This is a genomic window from Micromonospora sp. RTGN7 (assembly GCF_033804645.1).
In the GTDB taxonomy this organism is placed as follows: Bacteria; Actinomycetota; Actinomycetes; order Mycobacteriales; family Micromonosporaceae; genus Micromonospora.
This window is the reverse complement of the sequence record NZ_JAPZLF010000003.1, coordinates 46,218-66,418: the sequence shown is the minus strand read 5'-3', so window position 1 is coordinate 66,418 and position 20,201 is coordinate 46,218. Positions and strand designations below refer to the sequence as shown.

Here is a 20,201-nt window from a genome sequence, read left to right as displayed (position 1 = left end):
ACGAAGGGGAAGTCGCCCCGGGGAACACGGACGCGACCGGAGGGACCCGACAGATGGGCGCAGACCAGACACCGGACGGGCGGGTCACGCTGCCGAAGAAGGCCACCGTCGCCGACCATATCGTGGCCCGGCTGGCGCAGTGGGGCGTCCACCGGTACTTCGGCTACCCCGGCGACGGCATCAACGGCATGACCTCGGCGCTGCAACGCGTCTCCGGGCGGGCGCAGTTCGTCCAGGTGCGGCACGAGGAGACCGCCGGCTTCGCCGCGTCGGCGCACGTCAAGTACGGCGGCGGTCCGCTCGGCTGCGCCCTGGTCACCAGCGGCCCCGGCGCGATCCACCTGCTCAACGGCCTGTACGACGCGAAGCTGGACCACCAGCCGGTGGTGGCCCTGGTCGGGCACACGGCGCTGACCGCCGAGGGTGGCGGCTACTACCAGGAGGTCGACCTGCTCGCCCTCTACAAGGACGTCGCCTCGGCGTTCCTGGTCCAGCTCGACGACCCGTCCCAGGTGCGGCACCTGGTGGACCGGGCCTGCCGGACGGCGCTGGCCCGGCGTACCGTCACCGCGCTGGTGCTCCCTTCGGACGTGCAGGACCGCCCGGCGGTGCCGGACCCGCCGCACGCGCACGGCTACTACCACACCAGCGCCGCGCCGAGCAGCGCCACGACCGTGCCGCCGGAGGCGGACGTGCGCCGAGCGGCGGAGGTGCTGCGTGGCGGCGAGCGGGTGGCGATGTTGGTCGGCCAGGGCGCGCTGGGCGCCGAGGACGAGGTACGTCAGATCGCCGACCGGCTCGGCGCCGGGGTGGCCGCCGCTCTGCTCGGCTTCACCGCCGTCGACCACCGGGAGCCATGGGTCACCGGCGCGATCGGGCTGCTCGGCACCCGCCCGAGCTGGCAGCTCATGCGCGACTGCGACCGGCTACTCATCGTGGGCAGCAACATGCCGTACTCGGAGTTCTACCCGCCCGAGGGGCAGGCCCGGGCGGTGCAGATCGACGTGGACGGCTCCCGGATGGGGCTGCGCTACCCCACCGAGGTCAACCTCACCGGCGACGCCGGCCCCACCCTGCGGGCGCTGCTGCGCGAACTGGGCCCCGGCCCGGCCCCGAGCGCCTGGCGGGAGACGATCGCCGACGCCACCTCCGCGTGGCGGCGCTCCCAGCGCGAGGTCGCCGCCCAGCCCGCCGACCCGGTGAACCCGCAGTCGCTGTTCACCGCGCTGGACGACCAGCTCCCCGACGACGCGATGATCTCGGTCGACTGCGGCACCAGCACCGCCTGGTACGCCCGGCACCTGCGGGTTCGCCCCGGGATGCTGGCCAGCCTCTCGGGCACCCTGCTCTCCATGGGCGGCGGCCTGCCGTACGGGATCGCGGCGAAGTTCGCCCACCCGGACCGGCCGCTGGTGGCGCTGCTCGGCGACGGCGCGATGCAGATGAACGGGGTCAACGAGCTGATCACCGTCGCGAAGTACTGGCGGAGCTGGCCGAACCCTCGGTTCGTGGTGCTGGTGCTGAACAACCGGGATCTCGCCTTCGTCAGCTGGGAGCAGCGCTCCGACGAGGGGACGCCGATGTTCCCAGCCAGCCAGGACCTGCCCGACGTCGACTACCACCGGTGGGCGGAGGTGCTCGGTCTGCACGGCGTCCTGGTCGACTCCCCCGACCAGGCGCCTGACGTGTGGCAGCAGGCCCTGTCCGCCGACCGGCCGACGGTGATCAACGCGATGGTGGACCCGGCGGAGCTGATGCTTCCCCCGCACTTCACCGCCGAGCAGGCCCGCAAGACGGCCGCGGCGGTGCTGCGCGACCCCGACCGGGCGGGCATCGTCCGGCGCGGCCTGCCCAGCGCGGTCGCCACCTGGCGTCCCCGCCGCCGGTGACAGCGGGGGCACCTTTCCCGAGCGGTCCCCGCACCATGCGCCGGGGCGCACGCCGGGGGCGCGCAGTGGGTGGGCTGCCGGGCTGCGCAGGGTCCCGGGCTCGTCGCGCTGACCGGCACGACCGGGGCGCCCGTTCCCGTCGCGGGAATCGGGCGCCCCGGCGGTGACGCGGCAGGGGCAGGCTCAGGCGGGCAGGCCGCCGACCTGGGTGTTGATCCAGGGGCGGATCGACGACAGGTCACCGTAGATGGACGGGCCGGTGGCGCAGGTGGAGTTGTTGTTGCCCGCCCGGCTGGTCGCGCCGATCAGGTTCCACACGTTGTTGATCTTGCGGACCTGGGGGCCGCCGGAGTCGCCGTAGCAGGCGCCGGCGACGCCGCCGGTGTTGTTGGTGCAGATCTCGTAGGCGGCGTTGATGCCACTGCACCGGCTGTCGGCCACGATCGAGGTGTCCAGTTGCCGGGCCACCGTCGGCGCGGAGCCGCAGCCGCTGGTCGGGCAGGTCTGGCCCCAGCCGATGATCCGGGTGGCGGTGCCCGTCGCGCCCGAGGTGGTCGGGATCGGGGCCGGCGCGTGGCTGACCGAGGTGGCGAGCTGGAACAGCTTGACGTCGATCGACGGGTGGCTGACTGCCCGGCTCACGCTGGCGACCGTACCGCCGCTGGTGCGGTTGGTGCTGCCCACCCGTACGGAGGCCGGCGTCGGGCAGTGCTTCGCCGTGACCACCCAGTTGGCCTTGATCAGCGAGGCGGTGCAGCCGGAGCTGTACACCAGGAAGGAGTAGTTCTCCGAGGCGGTGACGCCGCCGACGATGTTCGGCGTGATGTCCCCGTCGGCCTCCTCACCGTTCCAGACGTACGTCTTCTCGGTGGTCGATTCGGCGGCGAGGCTGCCGGAGAAGAGCGAGTTGACCCGGGACGCCTCGACGGCGCTGGGGTTCGCGTTGGTGCAGGAGACCGGCGCGCTGCTGCCCGACATCAGGTCGGAGCAGAGTCCGGTGCGCTTGTCCGGCAGACCGAGGATGTGGCCGATCTCGTGGGTGGCGATCCGGGTCCGGTTGTAGCCCTGGTTCACCGCCTCCCAGCCCATCCAGACCCGACCGTTGCCGAGCGAGGTCGTCTGCGCCCGCGGCCAGCCGTTGTCGACGTAGATGGTGATGTTGCCGGGGGTGGCCGGCAGCAGCCGGACGGTGCTGACCTTGCTGTTCCAGATCTGGGCGGCCTGGTCGAAGTTGGTGCGGAACTCGCCGGTTCGGCTGGCGTCGTAGTAGACGGTCCGGACAGCGGACGCACTGGTTCCGGTCGCGGCCAGCATGCCGGCCGCGGACAGGACCACCGCGGCCACCGCTCCCGCCGCGCGCAGCAGACGTCGTCGGATCACACGCACTCCCCTGGATCACGGCGGCACCGCCGCCTCCACATTTACGTGGATCGATCCTAGGTCAAGTCTGGCCGGCCCGCCGCATAGCGCCTGCGTCATACGAGCCGCGTCGAGGGAGCCACGATTCTCCGCCGGTGACGCGCGTCAGCCGATCTCCTCGTCAACGAAGCACCAGCGCCACGACTCCCCGGGCTGGACCGAGCGCATCACCGGGTGCCCGGCGGCCTCGAAGTGCTTCGACGCGTGCTGGTACGGCGACGAGTCGCAGCAGCCCACGTGCCCGCAGTCCAGGCACGCCCGCAGGTGCACCCAATCGTCGTTGCCGACGGCCACGCAGTCCGGGCACTCCGACATGGTCAGCGGCTCGGCGGTGCCCGCCTGGGCCAGATGCGCGCAGCTCATCAGTCACTCTCCCGTCGCAGCAACGACTCCTCCAGGTCCAGGTCACGGTAGGCCCGCACCAGCACCTCCTCAGGAATTCGACCGGCGTCGCGGGCGGCCCGGAACACCTCCCGCTCCGCGTCGATCATCTCCTGCCGCAGCCGACCGTACGCCTGGGACGGCGTTTCCCGCTCGGCACCGCCCAACCGCTCCCAGGCCAGGTTGGTGCGCTCCGCCAGCACCCGGCGCAGCCGGTCCACGACCGCCTTCGGCGCGGATTCGGCCAGCACGTCGAGCCGCTCCCGGGCCGCGCTGCTGGCCTGCTGCTGCACGGAGGCGGCGGAGAGCGCGTCCTGCACCGGGTCATCGGGCGGCAGCTTGATTCGGCGAGCGACCGCCGGCAGGGTGGCCCCCTGGGCGACCAGCGTCACCACGATCACCGCGAAGGCCAGCCAGATGAACAACTGCCGGGGGTAGGGGCGGCCGTCGGCGAGGGTGAGCGGCAGGGCCAGCGCGGCGGCCAGGGTGACCACCCCGCGCATGCCGGCCCAGCCGATGACGATCGGGAACTTCGCCAGGGGCGCGGGGTCCCGTTGTCGCACCCGGGGCACCAGCCGGGCCAGGTAGGTGGCCGGGAAGAGCCAGACGAACCGGGCCAGGACGACGGTGGCCAGCACCGCGGCGGTGATCCCGGCCAGGGACCCGAACGGCTCGTCGAGGTTCCGCACCACCTCGCGGAGTTGGAGGCCGACCAGCAGGAAGACCAGCCCCTCCAGGAGGAAGCGGGCCAGCCGCCAGAACGCGCCGATCTGGAGCCGGGAGGCCGCCGACATCAGCAGCGGCATCCGGTGGCCGATGCCGAGCCCGGTCACCACCACCGCGACCACCCCGGAGGCGTGGATCTTCTCGGCGGTGAGGACCACCGCGAACGGGATGAGCAGCGACAGCGCGTTGTCCAGCACGGCGTCGCTGATCCGCCGGTGCAGGAATCCGAAGATCACCACGCCGGCCACCCCGACCACGATGCCGCCGCCGGCGGAGACCAGCACCTCCCGGGCCACGTCGCCGACCCCCACGGCCGCGCCGATGGCCGCCATGCTGGCCACCCGGAGCAGCACCAGCGCGGTGGCGTCGTTGATCAGGCTCTCGCCCTCGAGGATGGTCACCACCCGGCGGGGCAGCCCGATCCGCCGGGCGACCGCGGTGGCCGCCACCGCGTCGGGCGGGGCGACCACCGCGCCCAACGCGAGGCAGACCGCGAACGGCACCGCCGGCAGCAGCAGGTGCACGACGAGGCCGACGACGAACGCTGTGAAGATCACCAACCCGACGGCGAGCAACAGGATCGGCCGCAGGTTGAGCCGGAACGCCGGCACCGACGTCTCCAGGGCCGCCATGTACAGCAGCGGCGGCAGGATGCCCACCAGCACCAGGTCCGGGTCGAGCCGGACCTCGGGGAAGCCGGGCACGAAGGACAGCCCGAGGCCGACGACCACCAGCAGGATCGGCGCGAGCAGGCCGAACCTGCGGGCCAGCGCCGCGCCGAGCATCGCGACCGCGAGGATGACGACGGCGTCGAACAGGGAGTCCATGGGGTACGAGCCTAGGACGCGCCCCCGCCTGCGCCCCGCAGCTTCGGCAGCACGTCGGCGCCGAAGGTGTCGATGAAGGCCCGCTGCTCCTGCCCGACGTGGTGCAGGGCGATCTGGTCGAAGCCGAGTTCCACGTACTCCTCCAGCCAGCCGACGTGCCGGCCGAGGTCGGCGGAGATGTTGACCGCCGAGGCGATCTTCTCCATCGGCACGTCGGCGGAGACCACGTCGAAGTGCTCGGCCATGTCCAGGTCCCAGCAGACCGGCGGGGCGAAGACGTTGCTGCGCCACTGGTCGTACGCCACCGCCTCGGCCTCGGCCTGCCCGGGCGCCCAGCTCACGTGCACCTGCAGGTGCAGCGGCCCCCGGCCGCCCGCGCCCCGGTACGCGTCGATCATCTGCCGCAGCTGGTCGGTCGGGGCGTTGACGGTGATCAGGCCGTCGGCCCACTCGGCGCACCAGCGGGCGGTGGCCACGCTGACCGCCGCGCCGATCAGCGCTGGTGGCTCCTCGGGGCGGGTCCACAGCTTCGCCCGGTCGACCGTCACCAGGCCGTCGTGGCTGACCTCCTCGCCGGCCAACAGCGCCCGGATCACGTCGACGCACTCGCGCAGCCGGGCGGAGCGGACGTCCTTGCGGGGCCAGCCGTCGCCGGTGATGTGCTCGTTGCTGGCCTCGCCGGTGCCCAGGGCCGCCCAGAACCGGCCCGGGTACATCGCCCCGAGGGTGCCGATCGCCTGGGCGATGATCGCCGGGTGGTACCGCTGGCCGGGCGCGTTGACCACGCCGAAGGGCAGCTTCGTGGCCTGGAGGGCGGCGCCGAGCCAGGACCAGGCGAACCCGGACTGGCCCTGCCGGGCGCTCCACGGGGAGAAGTGGTCCGAGGACATGGCGGCGTCGAAACCGGCCTGCTCGGCGTGGATCACCGCCTCCAGCAGTTTCGCCGGATGGATCTGCTCGTGGGAGGCGTGGAAGCCGAACACCGTCATGGGCGCACCTCTACCCACGACGGTGCCCGGTCAACCGCGACTACTCGGCGTGCGCGCCGGCACCGGCCGACGCCTCGCCCTTCCCGACCCAGACGGTCTTGATGTTGCAGAACTCGCGCATGCCCAGCGCGGACAACTCCCGGCCGTATCCGGAGTTCTTCACTCCGCCGAAGGGCAGCTCCGGATAGGAGGTGGTCATCCCGTTGACGAAGACGTTGCCGGCGTCCAGGTCGGTGGCGAAGCGCTCCTGCTCGGCCGGGTCGGTGGTCCAGGCGTTGGCGCCGAGGCCGAAGGCGGTGCCGTTGGCCACCTCGATCGCCTCGTCGTACGAGGAGACCCGGTACAGCCCGGCGACCGGGCCGAAGACCTCCTCGGACCACATCCGCATCCCCGGCCGCAGGTCGGTGACGACGGTCGGCGGGTAGAACCAGCCGTCGCCGGCCGGCTTCTCGCCCCCGCAGAGCACGGCGGCGCCCTTCTCGGCCGCGTCGCGCACCTGGGCGTGCACCTCGTCCCGGCCGCCGGAACTGGCCAGGGGCCCTACGTCGGTGGCGGAGTCCATCGGGTCACCGACGCGCAACGCGGCCATGTTCGCGACGAACCGCTCGGCGAACGCGTCGAAGACGTCGGTGTGCACGATGAACCGCTTCGCGGCGATGCAGGACTGGCCGTTGTTCTGGCAGCGGGCGGTGGTGGCGACCTCGGCGGCCCGTTCCACGTCGGCCGAGGGCATCACCACGAACGGGTCGCTGCCGCCCAACTCCAGCACGACCTTCTTCAGCTCCCGGCCGGCGATCTGGGCGATGGACCGGCCCGCGCGTTCGCTGCCGGTGAGGGTGGCGGCCCGGACCCGGGGGTCGCTGAGGATGCGGTCGACGGCGTCCGAGCCGACGAGCAGGGTGCTGAACGCGCCCTCGCCGAACCCGGCGCGGCGGAACACGTCCTCCAGGTACAGCGCGGTCTGCGGCACGTTGGAGGCGTGCTTGAGCAGCCCGGTGTTGCCGGCCATCAGGGCCGGCGCGGCGAACCGCATGACCTGCCAGAGCGGGAAGTTCCACGGCATCACCGCGAGCACCGGCCCGATCGGCTGGTAGCGGACGAAGGCCCGGATGGCCTTGACAGCGCCGGCGTCGGCCGGCTCGTCGGCGAGCATCCGCGCAGCGTGGTCGGCGTAGAACCGGCACGCCGCGGCACACTTGGTCACCTCGGCCTTCGCGGCGGTGTACGTCTTGCCCATCTCGGTGGTCATCAGCCGGGCGGTGTCGTCGCGCTCGGCGTCGAGCAGGTCGGCGGCGGCGGTCAGCCACCGCCCGCGCTCGGCGATGGTGGTGCTCCGGCGCAGCTCCCGAAAGGCCAGGTCCGCCCGCTCGATCGCGGCGTCGACCTGCGCGTCCGACATCGGGTCGTAGGACTTGAGCAGCTGCCCGGTGGCGGGGTTGGTGGTGGCGATGGGCATCTCGTACTCCTGTCACTCGAACAGCGAGTGCCGCGCGCCCGGCTCCTCCCGGCGGCGCGCGGCCCGGCGACGCTGGATGACGACCAGGTCGACCACGGCGACGACGGCGAAGATCGCGCAGACCACGCCCAGCCACACCAGGTCGGCCCGGAACGCCAGCACGGCGAAGACCACCATGGCCACCAGCCCGAAGGCGGCGAGGGTGAGGCGGAGGTTGAGCGCGCTGTACGCGTGGCCCACCGTCCCGCGGGCACGCCGGGGCTGGGATCTCGTCATCCCATCGGGCTACCCCCGATCGGCGCGGTTAACCGGCCCGGGCTGTCACCCGGGCCCCGTACCGGTGGCCGCCCGGCCGGTCAGCCCCGTGGCGCGTGCCGCCGAGCGAGCGGTACCACGGCGGTGGCACCGGTGGCCCTCGACTGCCGGAAACCCGACAGCAGGCCCCCGCCCGCCCCGGCGCTCCGCATAGGGTTACCGCGCTGTAGCACTCCGCCGCGGGACTGGGGAATAATGCCTCGACGCTGGGTCGCCGCCGTCGCCTGCCTGTTCGGCCTGGTCGCGCTCGCCTGCGAGAGCGGGGGCACCGCCGGGCCCAAGCCGTCGGACGGGCCGCCGGCGCGCGGCACGCCCACCGTGATGGCGGCGCTCGGCGACTCGATCACCGCCGGCTTCGGCTCCTGCCTGATGCTCAGCTCGTGCGAGCGCAATTCCTGGTCGACCGGGGACGGGCTGCGGGTGGAGAGCCACTACCAGCGGCTGGTCGACCGCAACCCGAAGCTGCGCGGCAAGGCGCACAACCACGCGGTGCCGGGGGCGCGGGCCACGGCGCTGGCCGGGCAGGCCGAGGCGGCCGTACGCGACCGCGCGGACTACGTCACGGTGCTGATCGGCGCCAACGACGTGTGCCGCGACAACGTCGACGCGATGACCCCGGTGGCGACCTTCCGCAGCCAGGTGGACCAGGGCCTGCGGGTGATGCGCAAGGGCCTCCCGAAGGCGCGGGTGCTGGTGGTCAGCATCCCCGACCTGTACCGGCTGTGGGAGGTCGGGCACACCGAACCCCGGGCGGTGCGGGTGTGGCGGCACGGGATCTGCCCGGCGCTGCTGGCCGACGCGACCTCGACCGCGCCCGCCGACGTGGCCCGCCGGGCCCGGGTCCGGGAGCGGATCGACGCCTACAACGCCCAGCTGAAGGCCGCCTGCCGGGCGTACGGCTCGCGCTGCCGGCACGACGGCGGAGCCGTGCACCGGGTGCGGTTCACCCTGGACCTGGTCAACGCGCTGGACTGGTTCCACCCGAACGTGGCCGGGCAGGGCCGGCTGGCCGACGCGACCTGGCGCGCCGCGGGCTTCGACTGACTGACTGCGCGGGTGCCAGGGTCGGTTCAGGTGCGGGGCCGCGGGACGCCCCCGGCCGGGCCCCAGTTGCGGTAGAGCTGCCGGGAGCGCTCGGCGAGATCCTTCGTGGCCGACGAGTTGGCCCAGGTGCCGAGGACGATCGCCGCGCCCGGGATCGCCTTGGCGAAGAGCCGCTTCGCCGCCCGCACGCCGGCCATCTGGGCCAGCCGTACGCCCAACCGGATCATCACCTTCCCCATCGCGGTCTGCCTGCCGGAGCCGAAGAGCGCGCCGGCCCGCTCCCGCCCGGCGGCCACCCCCAGCGCCAGCCGGGCGGTCTCGGCCACCCGGTGCACCTTCTGGAGCACCAGCAGGTCGGTGGCCCGGTCGGGATGCGTCGGGTCGATCCCGTGGGCCGCCGCGATGTGCAGCACCATCCGGGCCTGCGTCCAGGCCAGCACCCCGACGTCGAGCACCGCGCCGGGCAGCCCGGCCGCGCCCGAGACCGCTCCGGAGAGCCTGGCCCGGTTGACGAACTTGCGGACCGCCTGCTCGGCCAACTCCTCGGCGGACACGTTCGGCCGCTGCGCCCGCTCCCAGGACGCCCACTGCGCCGCCTCGGGCCCGAGCCGGCGTACCGCCTCCAGGGCGAGGTGCTCCGGGGCGTACTGGGGATCCTCGCGCATTCGGTCCCACAACCGGGCCGGCGGTGCCTCCGGGGCGTCCGGTGTCTCCCGGGCGACCGGCACCGCCGCGGGCGGGGGCGACACGGTGGGCTGCGGCGTGGGGGTGACGGGCTGGCCATCGGCAGGGGCGGGGTCGATCACGAGGGCTCCCGGGGTCAGTCAGGTGCGGGTACGACGGCGTCGGCGGTCAGCGCTTGGAGGACAGGCGGGACGCCACCTGCTTCAACTTGCGCTGGGTCTCGGGCTTGGCCATCTCGCGCCGACCCCGGGCGACGAGCTGCTGCCCCTTCGGGGACCGGAGGAACTGGGTGATCCGCTGCACCAGTGCTGACATGTCGTCCTCCTGTTGGTTGCCTCCGCCCTGTGTACCCTGCCGGCGCAAGTCTCAACCGGTCATTCCGGTCGTTGGGAGGACACCGCAGACCCGCCGGTCACTACCCGACGGGGAAGAACGCTCCGACCACCTCCGCCGCCCGCCACTCGTGCTGGGCGTACAGGTCCGGATAGGCCGAGATCTGCACGGCCTGGGCCGCCACGGCCAGCGGCAGCTGCTGCCAGCCAGGGATGTCCGCGAGCGCATTGAGGAACTGCCGGGTGGCGAACGCGGGGTCCATCAGTTGGCCCACCTCGCCCCACCCGCTGCTGGTCCGCTGCTGGAACAGCCCGACCGAGTCGTGGTCCCAGCCGACGCCCTGGTGCGGGTAGTTCTGCGACTCGGGCAGCACGCCGCTGGCGACGTTGTAGAGGTTGCTCTCCTGCATCGCGGTGGCCACGGCGATGAGCAGCCCGCGCCGGGGCACACCCATCTCCCGGCCGGTCTGCACGATCACCTTCGCGTTGGCCATCTGCGCCCTGGTCAGCCCGACCACCGGGGCGGGGTCGGCGGAGCGGGCCGGCCGCGCGCGGACGGCCCGCTTGGGGGCGGCAGCCGGGGCGGAGGGTGCGGCGGTGGGCGAGGGTGCGGCGGCGGACGGGGAGGCGGACGGAGAGGGGGGCGGGGTGGGGGCCGGGGCGCGGTCCCGCGAGCGGGAGGCCGTTTCGGCGGCGGCCCGGCGTGCCAGGTCGGCGCCGGCCGCGGCGGCGGCCCGGTCGGAGGCCGCCGTCTCCTGCCGGGCCTGGGCGAGAGCGGTCAGCCCGAGGCAACAGGTCACGCTGGCGGCCAGCGCCACCGCGACCCGCCCCCTCCGACGCGCCGGAGGGGTCTTCTCGGCGCCGGTCGGGTCCGACCCGGAACGGCCGGGGCTCAGGAGGTTACGCAACCGCCGGGAGCGGGTACGGGTGCTGTCAAGGGAAGAACTCCGGTGGCATTCGGGGCGGGTGCCATCGGTGGTGGTGGTAGCTGGCCGTTCGGACGAGGGGGTAACGTCCGAACGGCCAACCGCCGTGTTCGGTCTCTGCTGGTCGCCGAGGGTGCCGTCGTCACACATCTGCCGAGGCTAGGCAGGTCAGAGCCGGATGATCCGGGCTCACCCGGTGTCCCTCGCCACACTTTCGGCGTTCCCGCCGGGCACCCCGGCAGCCAACGGTCGGGACCGACACGAGCCGGGCGGACCGGACCAACCTCCGCCTCCGGCGGTCGGCCGCCGAGCGGGGCAGTTAACGCCCCCGCCCCCGCCGGCCGGCGTCGTCACCACCCGGGGCGGATGCGCAACCCCTCCCTCCCCCGTTCAGCCCCCGCCGGGTCGCCCGTTCGGCCGGGCGGGACGGGAGCCGGGGTTCACCCAATTGTGATCATGAACCTTCGGACGGATCCTCCGCGGCAGGAATGCACGAGGATGGCGGGTACGTTTCCCGAACCGGGAGCCGTGCGCGACACGGCGCTCCGTAGGCACATTCCAGGGAGGTCCGCACCGGTGCTCGACCCACACGATCTCTACGAGCTCTCCGACGAACTGCCCGACCTCGGGCAGCCGGTCCTCATCCAGGCCCTCACCGGCTTCGTCGATGCCGGAAGCGCCACCCGGCTCGCCCGTGAGCAGCTACTCACCTCCCTCGACGCGCGCCCGGTCGCCCGCTTCGACGTCGACCAGCTCTACGACTACCGGTCCCGGCGCCCACCGATGACCTTCGTCGAGGACCACTGGGAGGAGTACGACGGCCCCAAGCTGGAGGTGCACCTGCTGCGCGACGACGACGAGACCCCGTTCCTGCTGATCACCGGCCCCGAGCCGGACCTGCAGTGGGAGCGGTTCGTGGCCGCCGTCGGCGGGCTCGCCGCCCGGCTCGACGTCCGGCTCACCATCGGGCTCAACTCCATCCCGATGGCGGTGCCGCACACCCGCCCGACCGGGGTGACCGCGCACGCCACCCGACCCGAGCTGATCTCCGGGCACGAGCCGTGGTTGCAGCGCGTCCAGGTCCCCGGCAGCGTCGGGCACCTGCTGGAGTACCGCCTCGGCAAGCAGGGCCGCGACGCGCTCGGCTTCTCCGCGCACGTGCCGCACTACATCGCCCAGGCCGAGTACCCGGCCGCCGCCGAGGTGCTGCTCGCCTCCGTGTCGCGCAGCAGCGGGCTACTGCTGCCCCGCGACGCGCTGCGCTCGGCCGCCGAGGTGGTGCGGGTCGAGATCGACCGGCAGGTCGCCCAGACCGAGGACGCCGCCGCCCTCGTCGCGGCCCTGGAAGAGCAGTACGACGCGTTCGCCCGGGGCCGGGGCGAGAAGAACCTGTTGGCCGCCGAGGTCGGTCCCCTGCCGACCGCCGACGAGCTGGGCGCCGAGCTGGAGCGGTTCCTGGCCGAGCAAGGCCGACCGGGCGACACCCCGGGGAGCTGACCCGACGGCCGGGGCGGGGATGGGGCAGGCTGGTAGGCATGCGCCTGGCGACCTGGAACGTGAACTCGGTGAAGGCCCGCCTGCCCCGGCTGCTCGACTGGCTGGCCGCCACCGGCCCCGACGTCGTCTGCCTCCAGGAGACCAAGTGCCCCGACGGGGCCTTCCCGGTGGCCGAGGTCGGCGAGCTGGGCTACACCGTGGCCAGCCACAGCGACGGCCGGTGGAACGGGGTGGCGATCCTGTCCCGCGTCGGGCTGGCCGACGTGACGGTCGGCTTCCCCGGGGAGCCGGGCTTTCCCGAACCGGAGGCCCGGGCCATCTCGGCCACCTGCGCCGGGCTGCGGGTCTGGTCGGTGTACGTGCCCAACGGCCGCGCCGTCGACGACCCGCACTACGCGTACAAGCTGGCCTGGTTCGCCGGGTTGCGCGACGCGCTGGAGGCCGAGCTGACCGGCGGGCCGCCGCTGGCGGTCTGCGGCGACTTCAACGTGGCCCCGACCGACGCCGACGTCTGGGACCCGGCGCTCTTCGCCAGCTCCACCCACGTCACCCCGGCGGAGCGGGCCGCCCTCGCGGCGCTGCGCGACCTGGGGCTGCGCGACGTGGTGCCCACCCCGATGAAGGGCCCGCACCCCTACACGTACTGGGACTACCGGGCCGGGATGTTCCACCAGAACAAGGGCATGAGAATCGACCTGGTGTACGCGTCCGCGCCGTTCGCCGGGGCGGTCCGCGCCGCCTACGTGGACCGGGAGGCCCGCAAGGGCAAGGGCCCCTCGGACCACGCCCCGATCGTGGTGGATGCCGACCTGAGCCCGGTCGCACCGACGCCCTGATCCCGGCCGGGTTGGTTCGGCGGCGGTTAGGGTGGGGCCATGGCAGTCGTGAAGATCAACGCAATCGATGTCCCCGAAGGCGCGGGCGAGGAGTTGGAGCGGCGGTTCGCCGCCCGGGCCGGCGCGGTGGAGGGCTCCCCCGGTTTCCTCGGCTTCGAGCTGCTGCGCCCGGTCGCCGGCGAGAAGCGCTACTTCGTCTATACGAAGTGGGAGACGGAAGAGGATTACCAGGCGTGGGCGGCCGGGCCGTCGCGGGCCGCGCACGCCGGGGGCGAGGGTGGGGAGCAGCGGCGTCCGGTCGCCTCCGGCGCGAGCCTGCTGGAGTTCGACGTGGTCCTGCAGGTGCCGCCCCGGCCCTGACGGTAGTTAGCGCGGGTGGTGCGGGCCGCCCATCCGGCTTGCATCGGTTACGTGCCTGGCGCCGTTTCCCCGCCCGCCAGGCGCGTAACCGAAGTGCCACCGCTGATAGTTGCCGCCCCTCGGCACGCCGGCCTTCCCGGCGGTCGGCTGGGGCGGCGCACCGTCGCCGGCCACCGTCCATCGTGCCGATCCGGCCACGGAACAGGCCCCCGGCGTGAACCGAGGGCCTGCGGGTCGAGCGGGGTCAGCCGACGCGCTTCGCCAGGTCGACGAAGCCGCGCCAGGCGGCCGGCGTGAAGGCCAGCGTTGCGCCGTCGCGGTCCTTCGTGTCGCGGACGAGGACGACGGCGGAGAGATTGTCGGCAACCTCGACGCAGTCGCCGCCGTTGGAGCTGCTTCGGGTGCTCGTGCGCCACCGGGCGCGAGTCAGGTCAGCCATGATTGCCCCGCCGCCTGATCGTCCAGGTAGGCCACGTCGCCGTCATCGGTCGTGGCGATGATGAACGGCCCAGGACACGTCGGATGCCCCCGGCCGCCGCCCCTGACGGGGGCGCGCGCTGCGTGGCCGCCTGGTAGCACGGAGCGGCGTTGTCGCCGTCACCTCTCTGCGGCGACCAACGAGGCGAAGGCGATGACGTTGTCGGCGTAGCCCGTCCGGCCCCCCACCCACTGGCCGCCGCAGGTGATCAGCCGCAGCTCCGGCGGCCCGTCGTCGCCGTACACCCGGTCGGCGGGCAGCTCGTCCTTGCCGAAGTGCTCGACCGAGTCCACCGCGAAGACCACCACCGTGCGATCGTCCCGGGTCACCTCGATCCGGTCGCCAATTTTCAGCTTGCCCAGCTCGTAGAAGACTGCCGGGCCGCTCTTGGTGTCCACGTGTCCGACGACGACCGCCCGGCCCGGCTCGCCGGGCGTCGGGCCGCGGTCGTACCAGCCGGTCTCGTCCGCCCTTCCCAGCGGCGGCACGTCGATCGACCCGTCGGGGGCCTGCCCGACCGGCTCCACGGGCGCGGCCACCTGGATCGCGGGCACGCTCAGGCGGACGGGGCGGCTGGCCACGAGCCCCGGCTCGTCGGCGACGGAGGTTGCGGAGGCGGGCCGGCCGGCGGCATCGGCGGCCCACTCGAACGGCCCGGCCGTGCGGCCCAGCCCCGCGCCGGTGGCGAAAATGCCGACCAGCACCATGACCACGGCCACCGGCACCGACCAGCGCCGCCGGCCCGGGCCGGCCGACGGCACCGCGCGCGCGGACGTTCCGGCCGACCGGTTCACCCGCGCGGACGCCACGGGCGGCGGGGCCACCCGCGCGGACGCCACCGCCGACCGGGCCACGCGCACGGACGCCACGGCCGGCCTCAGCGGCGGGACGCGGCGCGGGGCCGACGTCGCGTGACCACGCCGATCGTCACCCCGGCCACGGCCAGGGCCACGCCCCCGGGGAGCAACAGCCCGTCGACGCCGCCCCCGGCGGTGCCGCCGAAGCCGGTGTTCGGCCCCCGGCTCGGGTGCTGCGCGGTGGGGCGCGGCGGGTGCGGAGCCGGCTGCTGCGTCGGCTTGTGGGTAGGCCTGGGCGAGGGCGAGGGCACCTTCTTCACCACCTGGAGCATCGTCGTCGCGGTCTCCCCGCCCCGGCACTCCAGCTTCACCCGGTAGTTGCCCGGCCAGACCCGCTCGCGGACCATCGGGGACGCGGTGAGCAGCCCCTGCTGCGGTCGCACGGCGATCCGGCCGAAGGCGTCGGAGAACACGATGGCCGGCACCGAGTTGTCGTGGCAGCTCGCCCGGATGCCAACCAGGTATCCGGGCTGCACCGTGCCGGGGCTGATCTCGACGAAGACCCGCCAGCCGGGCGGCGGGACGCCGCCGGGCTGCTCGCCGCCGGGGCCGCCAGGCTGCTCGCCGCCGGGGGCACCACCGGGTGGCTCGGGGGCCAGCGCGAGCGCGGGCGCACCGGCGGCGGGCTCGACCCCCGCGAGCGGGCCGGCGAGCGAAGCGACCGCCACGGCGACCGCCAGCGCGGTGCCGAGGCGTGTGGCTGACCCCATGACCCCTCCCGGCGCGGTAGCGCGACGCCGAGCAGCGGTCGCCCGGCCTCCCGTACGGGATGAATCCTCTCATCCCCGGTCGTACATCACATCCGATCCGGCGCGGCCGTCGCGTACGCTCGGGTCGCTGTGACCTCCATCGACCCGAACCCCGCCGCGACCGTGCCACCGTCGCACCCGGCCCCGATCCGCACCTTCCACCCCCGACGCGGCCGGATGAGCGAGCGTCAGGTCGACGACCTGGACCGGCTCTGGCCGGCGTACGGCCTGACGATCACCGACGACCTCGCCGCGCCGGTGGACCTGGCGGCGTTGTTCGGCCGCCGGGCACCCGTGGTGCTGGAGATCGGCTCCGGAATGGGGGACGCCACGGCCGAGATGGCCGCCGCCGACCCGAACCGAGACTATCTGGCCGTCGAGGTACACACGCCCGGAATCGGCAACCTGTTGGGCCTGGTGGAGCGCCATGGCCTGGGCAACGTGCGGGTCGGGCGGGGCGACGCCCTGGACCTGGTCCGGGCGCTGCCGGAGGGCTCGCTCGACGCGGTGCACATCTTCTTCCCCGACCCGTGGCCGAAGTCGCGACACCACAAACGGCGGATCATCGCGCCGGCGCACGTGGCGCTGCTGCGCTCCCGGCTGGCCCCCGGCGGGACGCTGCACTGCGCCACCGACTGGGCCGAGTACGCCGGGTCGATGCGCGAGACGCTGACCGCCGACCCGGGGCTGGTCGACGTGCACGGCGGGTACGCGCCGCGCCCCGCGCACCGGCCGATCACCAAGTTCGAGCGGCGCGCCCTGACCGCCGGCCGTCCGGTCTTCGACCTCATCCACCGCCGCGGCGCGTGAAAGGAAGGGCACCTTGTTAACGCATTCCGTTGTATAAGGTGCCCTTCCTAACACCCCGCACGGCGGAGCGGGCGGTGGGCCGGTTGGCGCGGGAGGGCCTGCGGCAGGCACGATGGACGGGCTATGACGCTCACCGCCGCGCTGCCGACAAGCGCCGACCCCGACACCCTCTTCGACGCGTTCGCCGGCTGGGCGAAGGAGCGCGGCCTCGACCTCTACTCGTACCAGGAGGAGGCGGTCATCGAGATCGTCTCCGGCGCGAACGTGATCATGAATACGCCGACCGGCTCCGGCAAGAGCCTGGTGGCGGTCGCCGCGCACTTCGCCGCCCTGGCCGACAGCCGGACCACCTTCTACACCGCCCCGATCAAGGCCCTGGTGTCGGAGAAGTTCTTCGCCCTCTGCGAGGTCTTCGGCGCCGACAACGTCGGCATGCTGACCGGCGACGCCAGCGTCAACGCCGACGCGCCGATCATCTGCTGCACCGCCGAGATCCTGGCCAACCTCGCCCTGCGCGAGGGCGCGCGGGCCGACGTCGGCCAGGTGGTGATGGACGAGTTCCACTTCTATGCCGAGCCCGACCGGGGCTGGGCCTGGCAGGTGCCGATCATCGAGCTGCCCCAGGCGCAGTTCATCCTGATGTCGGCCACCCTCGGCGACACCACCCGCTTCGTCGACGACCTCACCCGGCGCACCGGCCGGCCGACCGCCGTCGTGCGCTCGGCCGAGCGACCGGTCCCGCTCTTCTTCTCGTACGCGATGACGCCGATGCACGAGACCCTCGAGGAGCTGCTGGAGACCAAGCAGGCCCCGGTGTACGTCGTGCACTTCACCCAGGCCGCCGCCCTGGAACGCGCCCAGGCGCTGACCAGCGTCAACGTCGCCACCCGGGCCGAGAAGGACATGATCGCCGAGGCGATCGGCCGGTTCCGGTTCACCTCCGGCTTCGGCAAGACCCTGTCCCGGCTGGTCCGGCACGGCATCGGCGTGCACCACGCCGGCATGCTGCCGAAGTACCGCCGGCTCGTGGAGACACTCGCCCAGGCCGGCCTACTCAAGGTCATCTGTGGCACCGACACCCTGGGCGTCGGCATCAACGTGCCGATCCGCACCGTGCTCTTCACCGGCCTGAGCAAGTACGACGGCGTGCGTACCCGGCTGCTCAAGAACCGCGAGTTCCACCAGATCGCCGGCCGGGCCGGCCGGGCCGGCTTCGACACCCTCGGCCGGGTCGTCGTGCAGGCCCCCGAGCACGTCATCGACAACGAGAAGGCCCTCGCCAAGGCCGGCGACGACCCCAAGAAGCGGCGCCGGGTGGTCCGCAAGAAGCCACCGGAGGGCTCCATCGGCTGGGGCCGGCCCACCTTCGACCGCCTCGTCGACGCCGAGCCCGAGCCGCTGACCTCCAGCTTCCAGGTCAGCCACTCGATGCTGCTCAACGTGATCGGCCGCCCCGGCGACGCGTTCACCGCGATGCGGCACCTGCTCACCGACAACCACGAGGAGCCCGCTGCCCAGCGCCGGCACATCCGCCGGGCCATCGCCGTCTACCGGGCGCTGCGCGCCGGCGGGGTGGTCGAGGAGCTGCCCGAGCCGGACGAGACCGGCCGCCGGATCCGGCTCACCGTCGACCTCCAGCTCGACTTCGCGCTCAACCAGCCGCTGTCGCCGCTCGCCCTGGCCACCATCGAGCTGCTGGACCGCGAGAGCCCGTCGTACGCCCTCGACGTGTTGAGCGTCATCGAGTCGATCCTCGACGACCCCCGGCAGATCCTCTCCGCACAGCAGTTCAAGGCCCGCGGCGAGGCGGTCGCGTCGATGAAGGCCGAGGGCATCGAGTACGAGGCCCGCATGGAGCTGCTCGACGAGGTGACCCACCCGAAGCCCCTCGCGGAGCTGCTGGAGGCCGCGTACGAGATGTACCGGCAGGGGCACCCGTGGGTCGCCGACCACGAGCTCTCCCCCAAGTCCGTCGTCCGCGACATGTACGAGCGGGCGATGACCTTCACCGAGTTCGTGCAGTTCTACTCGCTGACCCGCTCCGAGGGGCTGGTGCTGCGGTATCTCGCCGACGCGTACAAGACGCTGCGGCAGACCGTGCCCGAGGACGCCAAGACCGAGGAGCTGGTCGACCTCATCGAGTGGCTGGGCGAGCTGGTCCGCCAGGTCGACTCCAGCCTGATCGACGAGTGGGAGCGGCTGAAGAACCCGTCCGACGTGGCCGAGGCCGCCGAGGCGTACGCCAATCTCGACGACCGGCCGCCGGCGGTCACCCGCAACACCCGGGCGTTCCGGGTGCTGGTGCGCAACGCGCTGTTCCGCCGGGTCGAGCTGGCCGCCCTGCGCCGCTGGTACGACCTGGGCGAGCTGGACGGCGCGGACGGGTGGGACGCCGACGCGTGGGCCGAGGCGCTGGAGCCGTACTTCGAGGCGTACGACTCGATCGGGGTGGGGCCGGACGCGCGCGGCCCCGCGCTGCTGATGATCGAGCAGGGCCGCGAACGGTGGACGGTCCGGCAAATTATCGACGACCCGGACGAGGACCACGACTGGGGCATCAGCGCCGAAGTCGACCTGGCCGCCTCCGACGAGGCCGGCGCCGCCGTCGTCCGGATCACGGACGTCGGCCAGCTCTAGTCGAGCTTCACGGGAGGGGCCGTCCGGGTATCCGGACGGCCCCTCCTTTTCCCTGGGCAATGTCAGACCTGTCGATTAGAATGTATGTACTAAACCAAGTCCTGACCTGGGAGGACTTCCGTGACCGCGCCCATCTCCAGCACCCTCCCGCCCTACGCCACCCTCCTCGGCTTCACCCGGTACGTCGACCGCACCGGGCCCACCAAGGCAAGCTTCGTCGGGGGCCTGCGCAAGCAGCGGGCCAGCCGGCACGGCTTCAACCCGCACGGTCAGTTCGTCAAGGCACTCAAGGCCGACATCGCCTTCCACACCGGCGGCACCCACCTGGCGCAGATCGCCGACGCGGTCAAGCCGCGCTGGCGCCCGCTCTACCAGGCGCTCGTGCCGGGCGCGACGGCCTGGCTGCGCACCCTCGGCGAGCCGACCGCCGTCGACCTGGCCCAGACCCGCGACGCCCTGGCCATGCTCGGCGACCTCCCCGTCAAGATCAACCCCCAGTTCGGCCTCCGGTACGCCGAGGACGGCCGCGCCGAGGCCGTCCGCCTGCACTTCGACGAGGCCCCGCCCAGCGAGGAGGCGGCCCTGGCCACCCTGCACCTGATGGCCCGGCACATGGACGCCGTCCTCCCCCACGCCGCCCCGGTCCTGGTCGACATCCGCCGCGGCGAGACCCACCGAATGCCGGGCAGCGTCAAGCCCGACCAGGTCGAACAGTGGCTGGCCGGCGAGGCGGCCGCCTTCCGCACCATCTGGTCCACCGCCGCCTAACCCCCACCCCCACCCCCCGCGCGCAGGGCGCGGCGGGCCCCGCCGCGCAAATTCACGGAAAGAGTGGCTATTCCCTGCGGAATAGCCACTCTTTCCGTGTACGTACGGGCAGGGGAGCACCGGCGGGAGGGGGTTATCCACAGGGGGTTTTGGCGGAGGGGTTGGTACGCCAGGGTGGAGGGGGCTCGTATTCCTCATCGGCCGGCCGAGCTGGTCGGACA

Annotated in this window: 20 protein-coding genes; 8 read left to right on the top strand and 12 right to left on the bottom strand. The window is 73.2% G+C overall.

The window, feature by feature from the left end:
• Positions 1-53: 53 nt before the first annotated feature.
• A complete protein-coding gene (locus SNR22_RS05825) occupies positions 54-1,889 on the top strand; it encodes a thiamine pyrophosphate-requiring protein (RefSeq protein ID WP_320065425.1) in 1,836 nt (611 codons plus the stop codon).
• A 183-nt stretch (positions 1,890-2,072) separates the two neighbouring features.
• Here the strand turns inward: SNR22_RS05825 and SNR22_RS05820 are convergent, their stop codons facing one another.
• The 6 genes from SNR22_RS05820 to SNR22_RS05795 form a co-directional block, all read right to left on the bottom strand.
• Positions 2,073-3,269, bottom strand: coding sequence for a snapalysin family zinc-dependent metalloprotease (locus tag SNR22_RS05820; protein ID WP_413775596.1), 1,197 nt, complete (start codon positions 3,267-3,269; stop codon positions 2,073-2,075).
• A 144-nt stretch (positions 3,270-3,413) separates the two neighbouring features.
• Entirely contained in the window at positions 3,414-3,671 is a 258-nt protein-coding gene (locus SNR22_RS05815) for a UBP-type zinc finger domain-containing protein (protein ID WP_320065424.1), read from the bottom strand.
• Positions 3,671-5,242: a Na+/H+ antiporter gene (locus SNR22_RS05810; protein WP_320065423.1), complete on the bottom strand. Its 1,572-nt coding sequence runs from the start codon at positions 5,240-5,242 to the stop codon at positions 3,671-3,673. Before SNR22_RS05810 ends, SNR22_RS05815 begins: the two co-directional genes overlap by 1 nt.
• A gap of 11 nt (positions 5,243-5,253) precedes the next feature.
• Positions 5,254-6,231: a TIGR03885 family FMN-dependent LLM class oxidoreductase gene (locus SNR22_RS05805; RefSeq protein WP_320065422.1), complete on the bottom strand. Its 978-nt coding sequence runs from the start codon at positions 6,229-6,231 to the stop codon at positions 5,254-5,256.
• A 40-nt stretch (positions 6,232-6,271) separates the two neighbouring features.
• On the bottom strand, positions 6,272-7,687 hold the full coding sequence (locus SNR22_RS05800; RefSeq protein WP_320065421.1) for an NADP-dependent succinic semialdehyde dehydrogenase: 1,416 nt from the start codon (positions 7,685-7,687) through the stop codon (positions 6,272-6,274).
• Between the two features lie 12 nt (positions 7,688-7,699).
• Complete coding sequence (locus tag SNR22_RS05795; protein WP_320065420.1) at positions 7,700-7,963, bottom strand: DUF6343 family protein; 264 nt, start codon at positions 7,961-7,963, stop codon at positions 7,700-7,702.
• Between the two features lie 234 nt (positions 7,964-8,197).
• On the opposite strand from SNR22_RS05795, the gene SNR22_RS05790 reads away from it, so the two are divergent.
• The gene (locus SNR22_RS05790) at positions 8,198-9,046 is read left to right on the top strand and encodes a GDSL-type esterase/lipase family protein (RefSeq protein WP_320065419.1); all 849 of its coding nucleotides are present in this window, start codon (positions 8,198-8,200) and stop codon (positions 9,044-9,046) included.
• 26 nt (positions 9,047-9,072) lie between these two features.
• Here SNR22_RS05790 and SNR22_RS05785 read toward each other — a convergent pair whose 3' ends face one another.
• From SNR22_RS05785 to SNR22_RS05775, 3 genes are all read right to left on the bottom strand, one after another.
• On the bottom strand, positions 9,073-9,852 hold the full coding sequence (locus SNR22_RS05785) for an EcsC family protein (RefSeq protein ID WP_320065418.1): 780 nt from the start codon (positions 9,850-9,852) through the stop codon (positions 9,073-9,075).
• Positions 9,853-9,898: 46 nt separating this feature from the next.
• Positions 9,899-10,045 carry a hypothetical protein gene (locus SNR22_RS05780; RefSeq protein ID WP_320065417.1) on the bottom strand — a complete coding sequence of 49 codons (147 nt, stop codon included), beginning with the start codon at positions 10,043-10,045 and terminating at the stop codon, positions 9,899-9,901.
• Between the two features lie 100 nt (positions 10,046-10,145).
• A complete protein-coding gene (locus SNR22_RS05775) occupies positions 10,146-11,138 on the bottom strand; it encodes a peptidase M23 (RefSeq protein ID WP_320065416.1) in 993 nt (330 codons plus the stop codon).
• Between the two features lie 426 nt (positions 11,139-11,564).
• Between SNR22_RS05775 and SNR22_RS05770 the strand changes: the two genes are divergently transcribed.
• From SNR22_RS05770 to SNR22_RS05760, 3 genes are read left to right on the top strand one after another with little or no spacing between them, the layout of a single operon-like run.
• Positions 11,565-12,485, top strand: coding sequence for a PAC2 family protein (locus SNR22_RS05770; protein ID WP_320065415.1), 921 nt, complete (start codon positions 11,565-11,567; stop codon positions 12,483-12,485).
• A gap of 38 nt (positions 12,486-12,523) precedes the next feature.
• Positions 12,524-13,321 carry an exodeoxyribonuclease III gene (locus tag SNR22_RS05765; protein WP_320065414.1) on the top strand — a complete coding sequence of 266 codons (798 nt, stop codon included), beginning with the start codon at positions 12,524-12,526 and terminating at the stop codon, positions 13,319-13,321.
• 39 nt (positions 13,322-13,360) lie between these two features.
• The gene (locus SNR22_RS05760; RefSeq protein ID WP_320065413.1) at positions 13,361-13,681 is read left to right on the top strand and encodes an antibiotic biosynthesis monooxygenase; all 321 of its coding nucleotides are present in this window, start codon (positions 13,361-13,363) and stop codon (positions 13,679-13,681) included.
• 244 nt (positions 13,682-13,925) lie between these two features.
• On the opposite strand, the gene SNR22_RS05755 is transcribed toward SNR22_RS05760, so the two are convergent.
• From SNR22_RS05755 to SNR22_RS05745, 3 genes are all read right to left on the bottom strand, one after another.
• Positions 13,926-14,111, bottom strand: a complete 186-nt coding sequence (locus SNR22_RS05755) for a DUF397 domain-containing protein (RefSeq protein WP_320065638.1) — start codon at positions 14,109-14,111, stop codon at positions 13,926-13,928.
• A gap of 167 nt (positions 14,112-14,278) precedes the next feature.
• Entirely contained in the window at positions 14,279-14,968 is a 690-nt protein-coding gene (locus tag SNR22_RS05750) for a class F sortase (protein ID WP_413775603.1), read from the bottom strand.
• 68 nt (positions 14,969-15,036) lie between these two features.
• Positions 15,037-15,726, bottom strand: a complete 690-nt coding sequence (locus SNR22_RS05745) for a hypothetical protein (RefSeq protein WP_320065412.1) — start codon at positions 15,724-15,726, stop codon at positions 15,037-15,039.
• A gap of 216 nt (positions 15,727-15,942) precedes the next feature.
• Here SNR22_RS05745 and trmB point away from each other — a divergent pair, with 216 nt between their 5' ends.
• The 3 genes from trmB to SNR22_RS05730 all read left to right on the top strand — a co-directional run bounded on the left by trmB (position 15,943) and on the right by SNR22_RS05730 (position 19,980).
• A complete protein-coding gene (gene trmB, locus SNR22_RS05740) occupies positions 15,943-16,575 on the top strand; it encodes a tRNA (guanosine(46)-N7)-methyltransferase TrmB (protein WP_320065636.1) in 633 nt (210 codons plus the stop codon).
• A 123-nt stretch (positions 16,576-16,698) separates the two neighbouring features.
• Positions 16,699-19,212 carry a DEAD/DEAH box helicase gene (locus SNR22_RS05735; protein WP_320065411.1) on the top strand — a complete coding sequence of 838 codons (2,514 nt, stop codon included), beginning with the start codon at positions 16,699-16,701 and terminating at the stop codon, positions 19,210-19,212.
• A gap of 120 nt (positions 19,213-19,332) precedes the next feature.
• The gene (locus SNR22_RS05730; protein ID WP_320065410.1) at positions 19,333-19,980 is read left to right on the top strand and encodes a hypothetical protein; all 648 of its coding nucleotides are present in this window, start codon (positions 19,333-19,335) and stop codon (positions 19,978-19,980) included.
• The last annotated feature ends 221 nt before the right edge of the window (positions 19,981-20,201 follow it).

Coding starts and splice junctions, on each gene's coding strand:
- SNR22_RS05815 (WP_320065424.1), bottom strand. CDS start 3,671: ATGAGCTGCGCGCATCTGGCCCAGGCGGGCACCGCCGAGCCGCTGACC.
- SNR22_RS05825 (WP_320065425.1), top strand. CDS start 54: ATGGGCGCAGACCAGACACCGGACGGGCGGGTCACGCTGCCGAAGAAG.
- SNR22_RS05780 (WP_320065417.1), bottom strand. CDS start 10,045: ATGTCAGCACTGGTGCAGCGGATCACCCAGTTCCTCCGGTCCCCGAAG.
- SNR22_RS05795 (WP_320065420.1), bottom strand. CDS start 7,963: ATGACGAGATCCCAGCCCCGGCGTGCCCGCGGGACGGTGGGCCACGCG.
- SNR22_RS05800 (WP_320065421.1), bottom strand. CDS start 7,687: ATGCCCATCGCCACCACCAACCCCGCCACCGGGCAGCTGCTCAAGTCC.
- SNR22_RS05790 (WP_320065419.1), top strand. CDS start 8,198: ATGCCTCGACGCTGGGTCGCCGCCGTCGCCTGCCTGTTCGGCCTGGTC.
- SNR22_RS05765 (WP_320065414.1), top strand. CDS start 12,524: ATGCGCCTGGCGACCTGGAACGTGAACTCGGTGAAGGCCCGCCTGCCC.
- SNR22_RS05810 (WP_320065423.1), bottom strand. CDS start 5,242: ATGGACTCCCTGTTCGACGCCGTCGTCATCCTCGCGGTCGCGATGCTC.
- SNR22_RS05735 (WP_320065411.1), top strand. CDS start 16,699: ATGACGCTCACCGCCGCGCTGCCGACAAGCGCCGACCCCGACACCCTC.
- trmB (WP_320065636.1), top strand. CDS start 15,943: ATGAGCGAGCGTCAGGTCGACGACCTGGACCGGCTCTGGCCGGCGTAC.
- SNR22_RS05805 (WP_320065422.1), bottom strand. CDS start 6,231: ATGACGGTGTTCGGCTTCCACGCCTCCCACGAGCAGATCCATCCGGCG.
- SNR22_RS05745 (WP_320065412.1), bottom strand. CDS start 15,726: ATGGGGTCAGCCACACGCCTCGGCACCGCGCTGGCGGTCGCCGTGGCG.
- SNR22_RS05775 (WP_320065416.1), bottom strand. CDS start 11,138: ATGTGTGACGACGGCACCCTCGGCGACCAGCAGAGACCGAACACGGCG.
- SNR22_RS05760 (WP_320065413.1), top strand. CDS start 13,361: ATGGCAGTCGTGAAGATCAACGCAATCGATGTCCCCGAAGGCGCGGGC.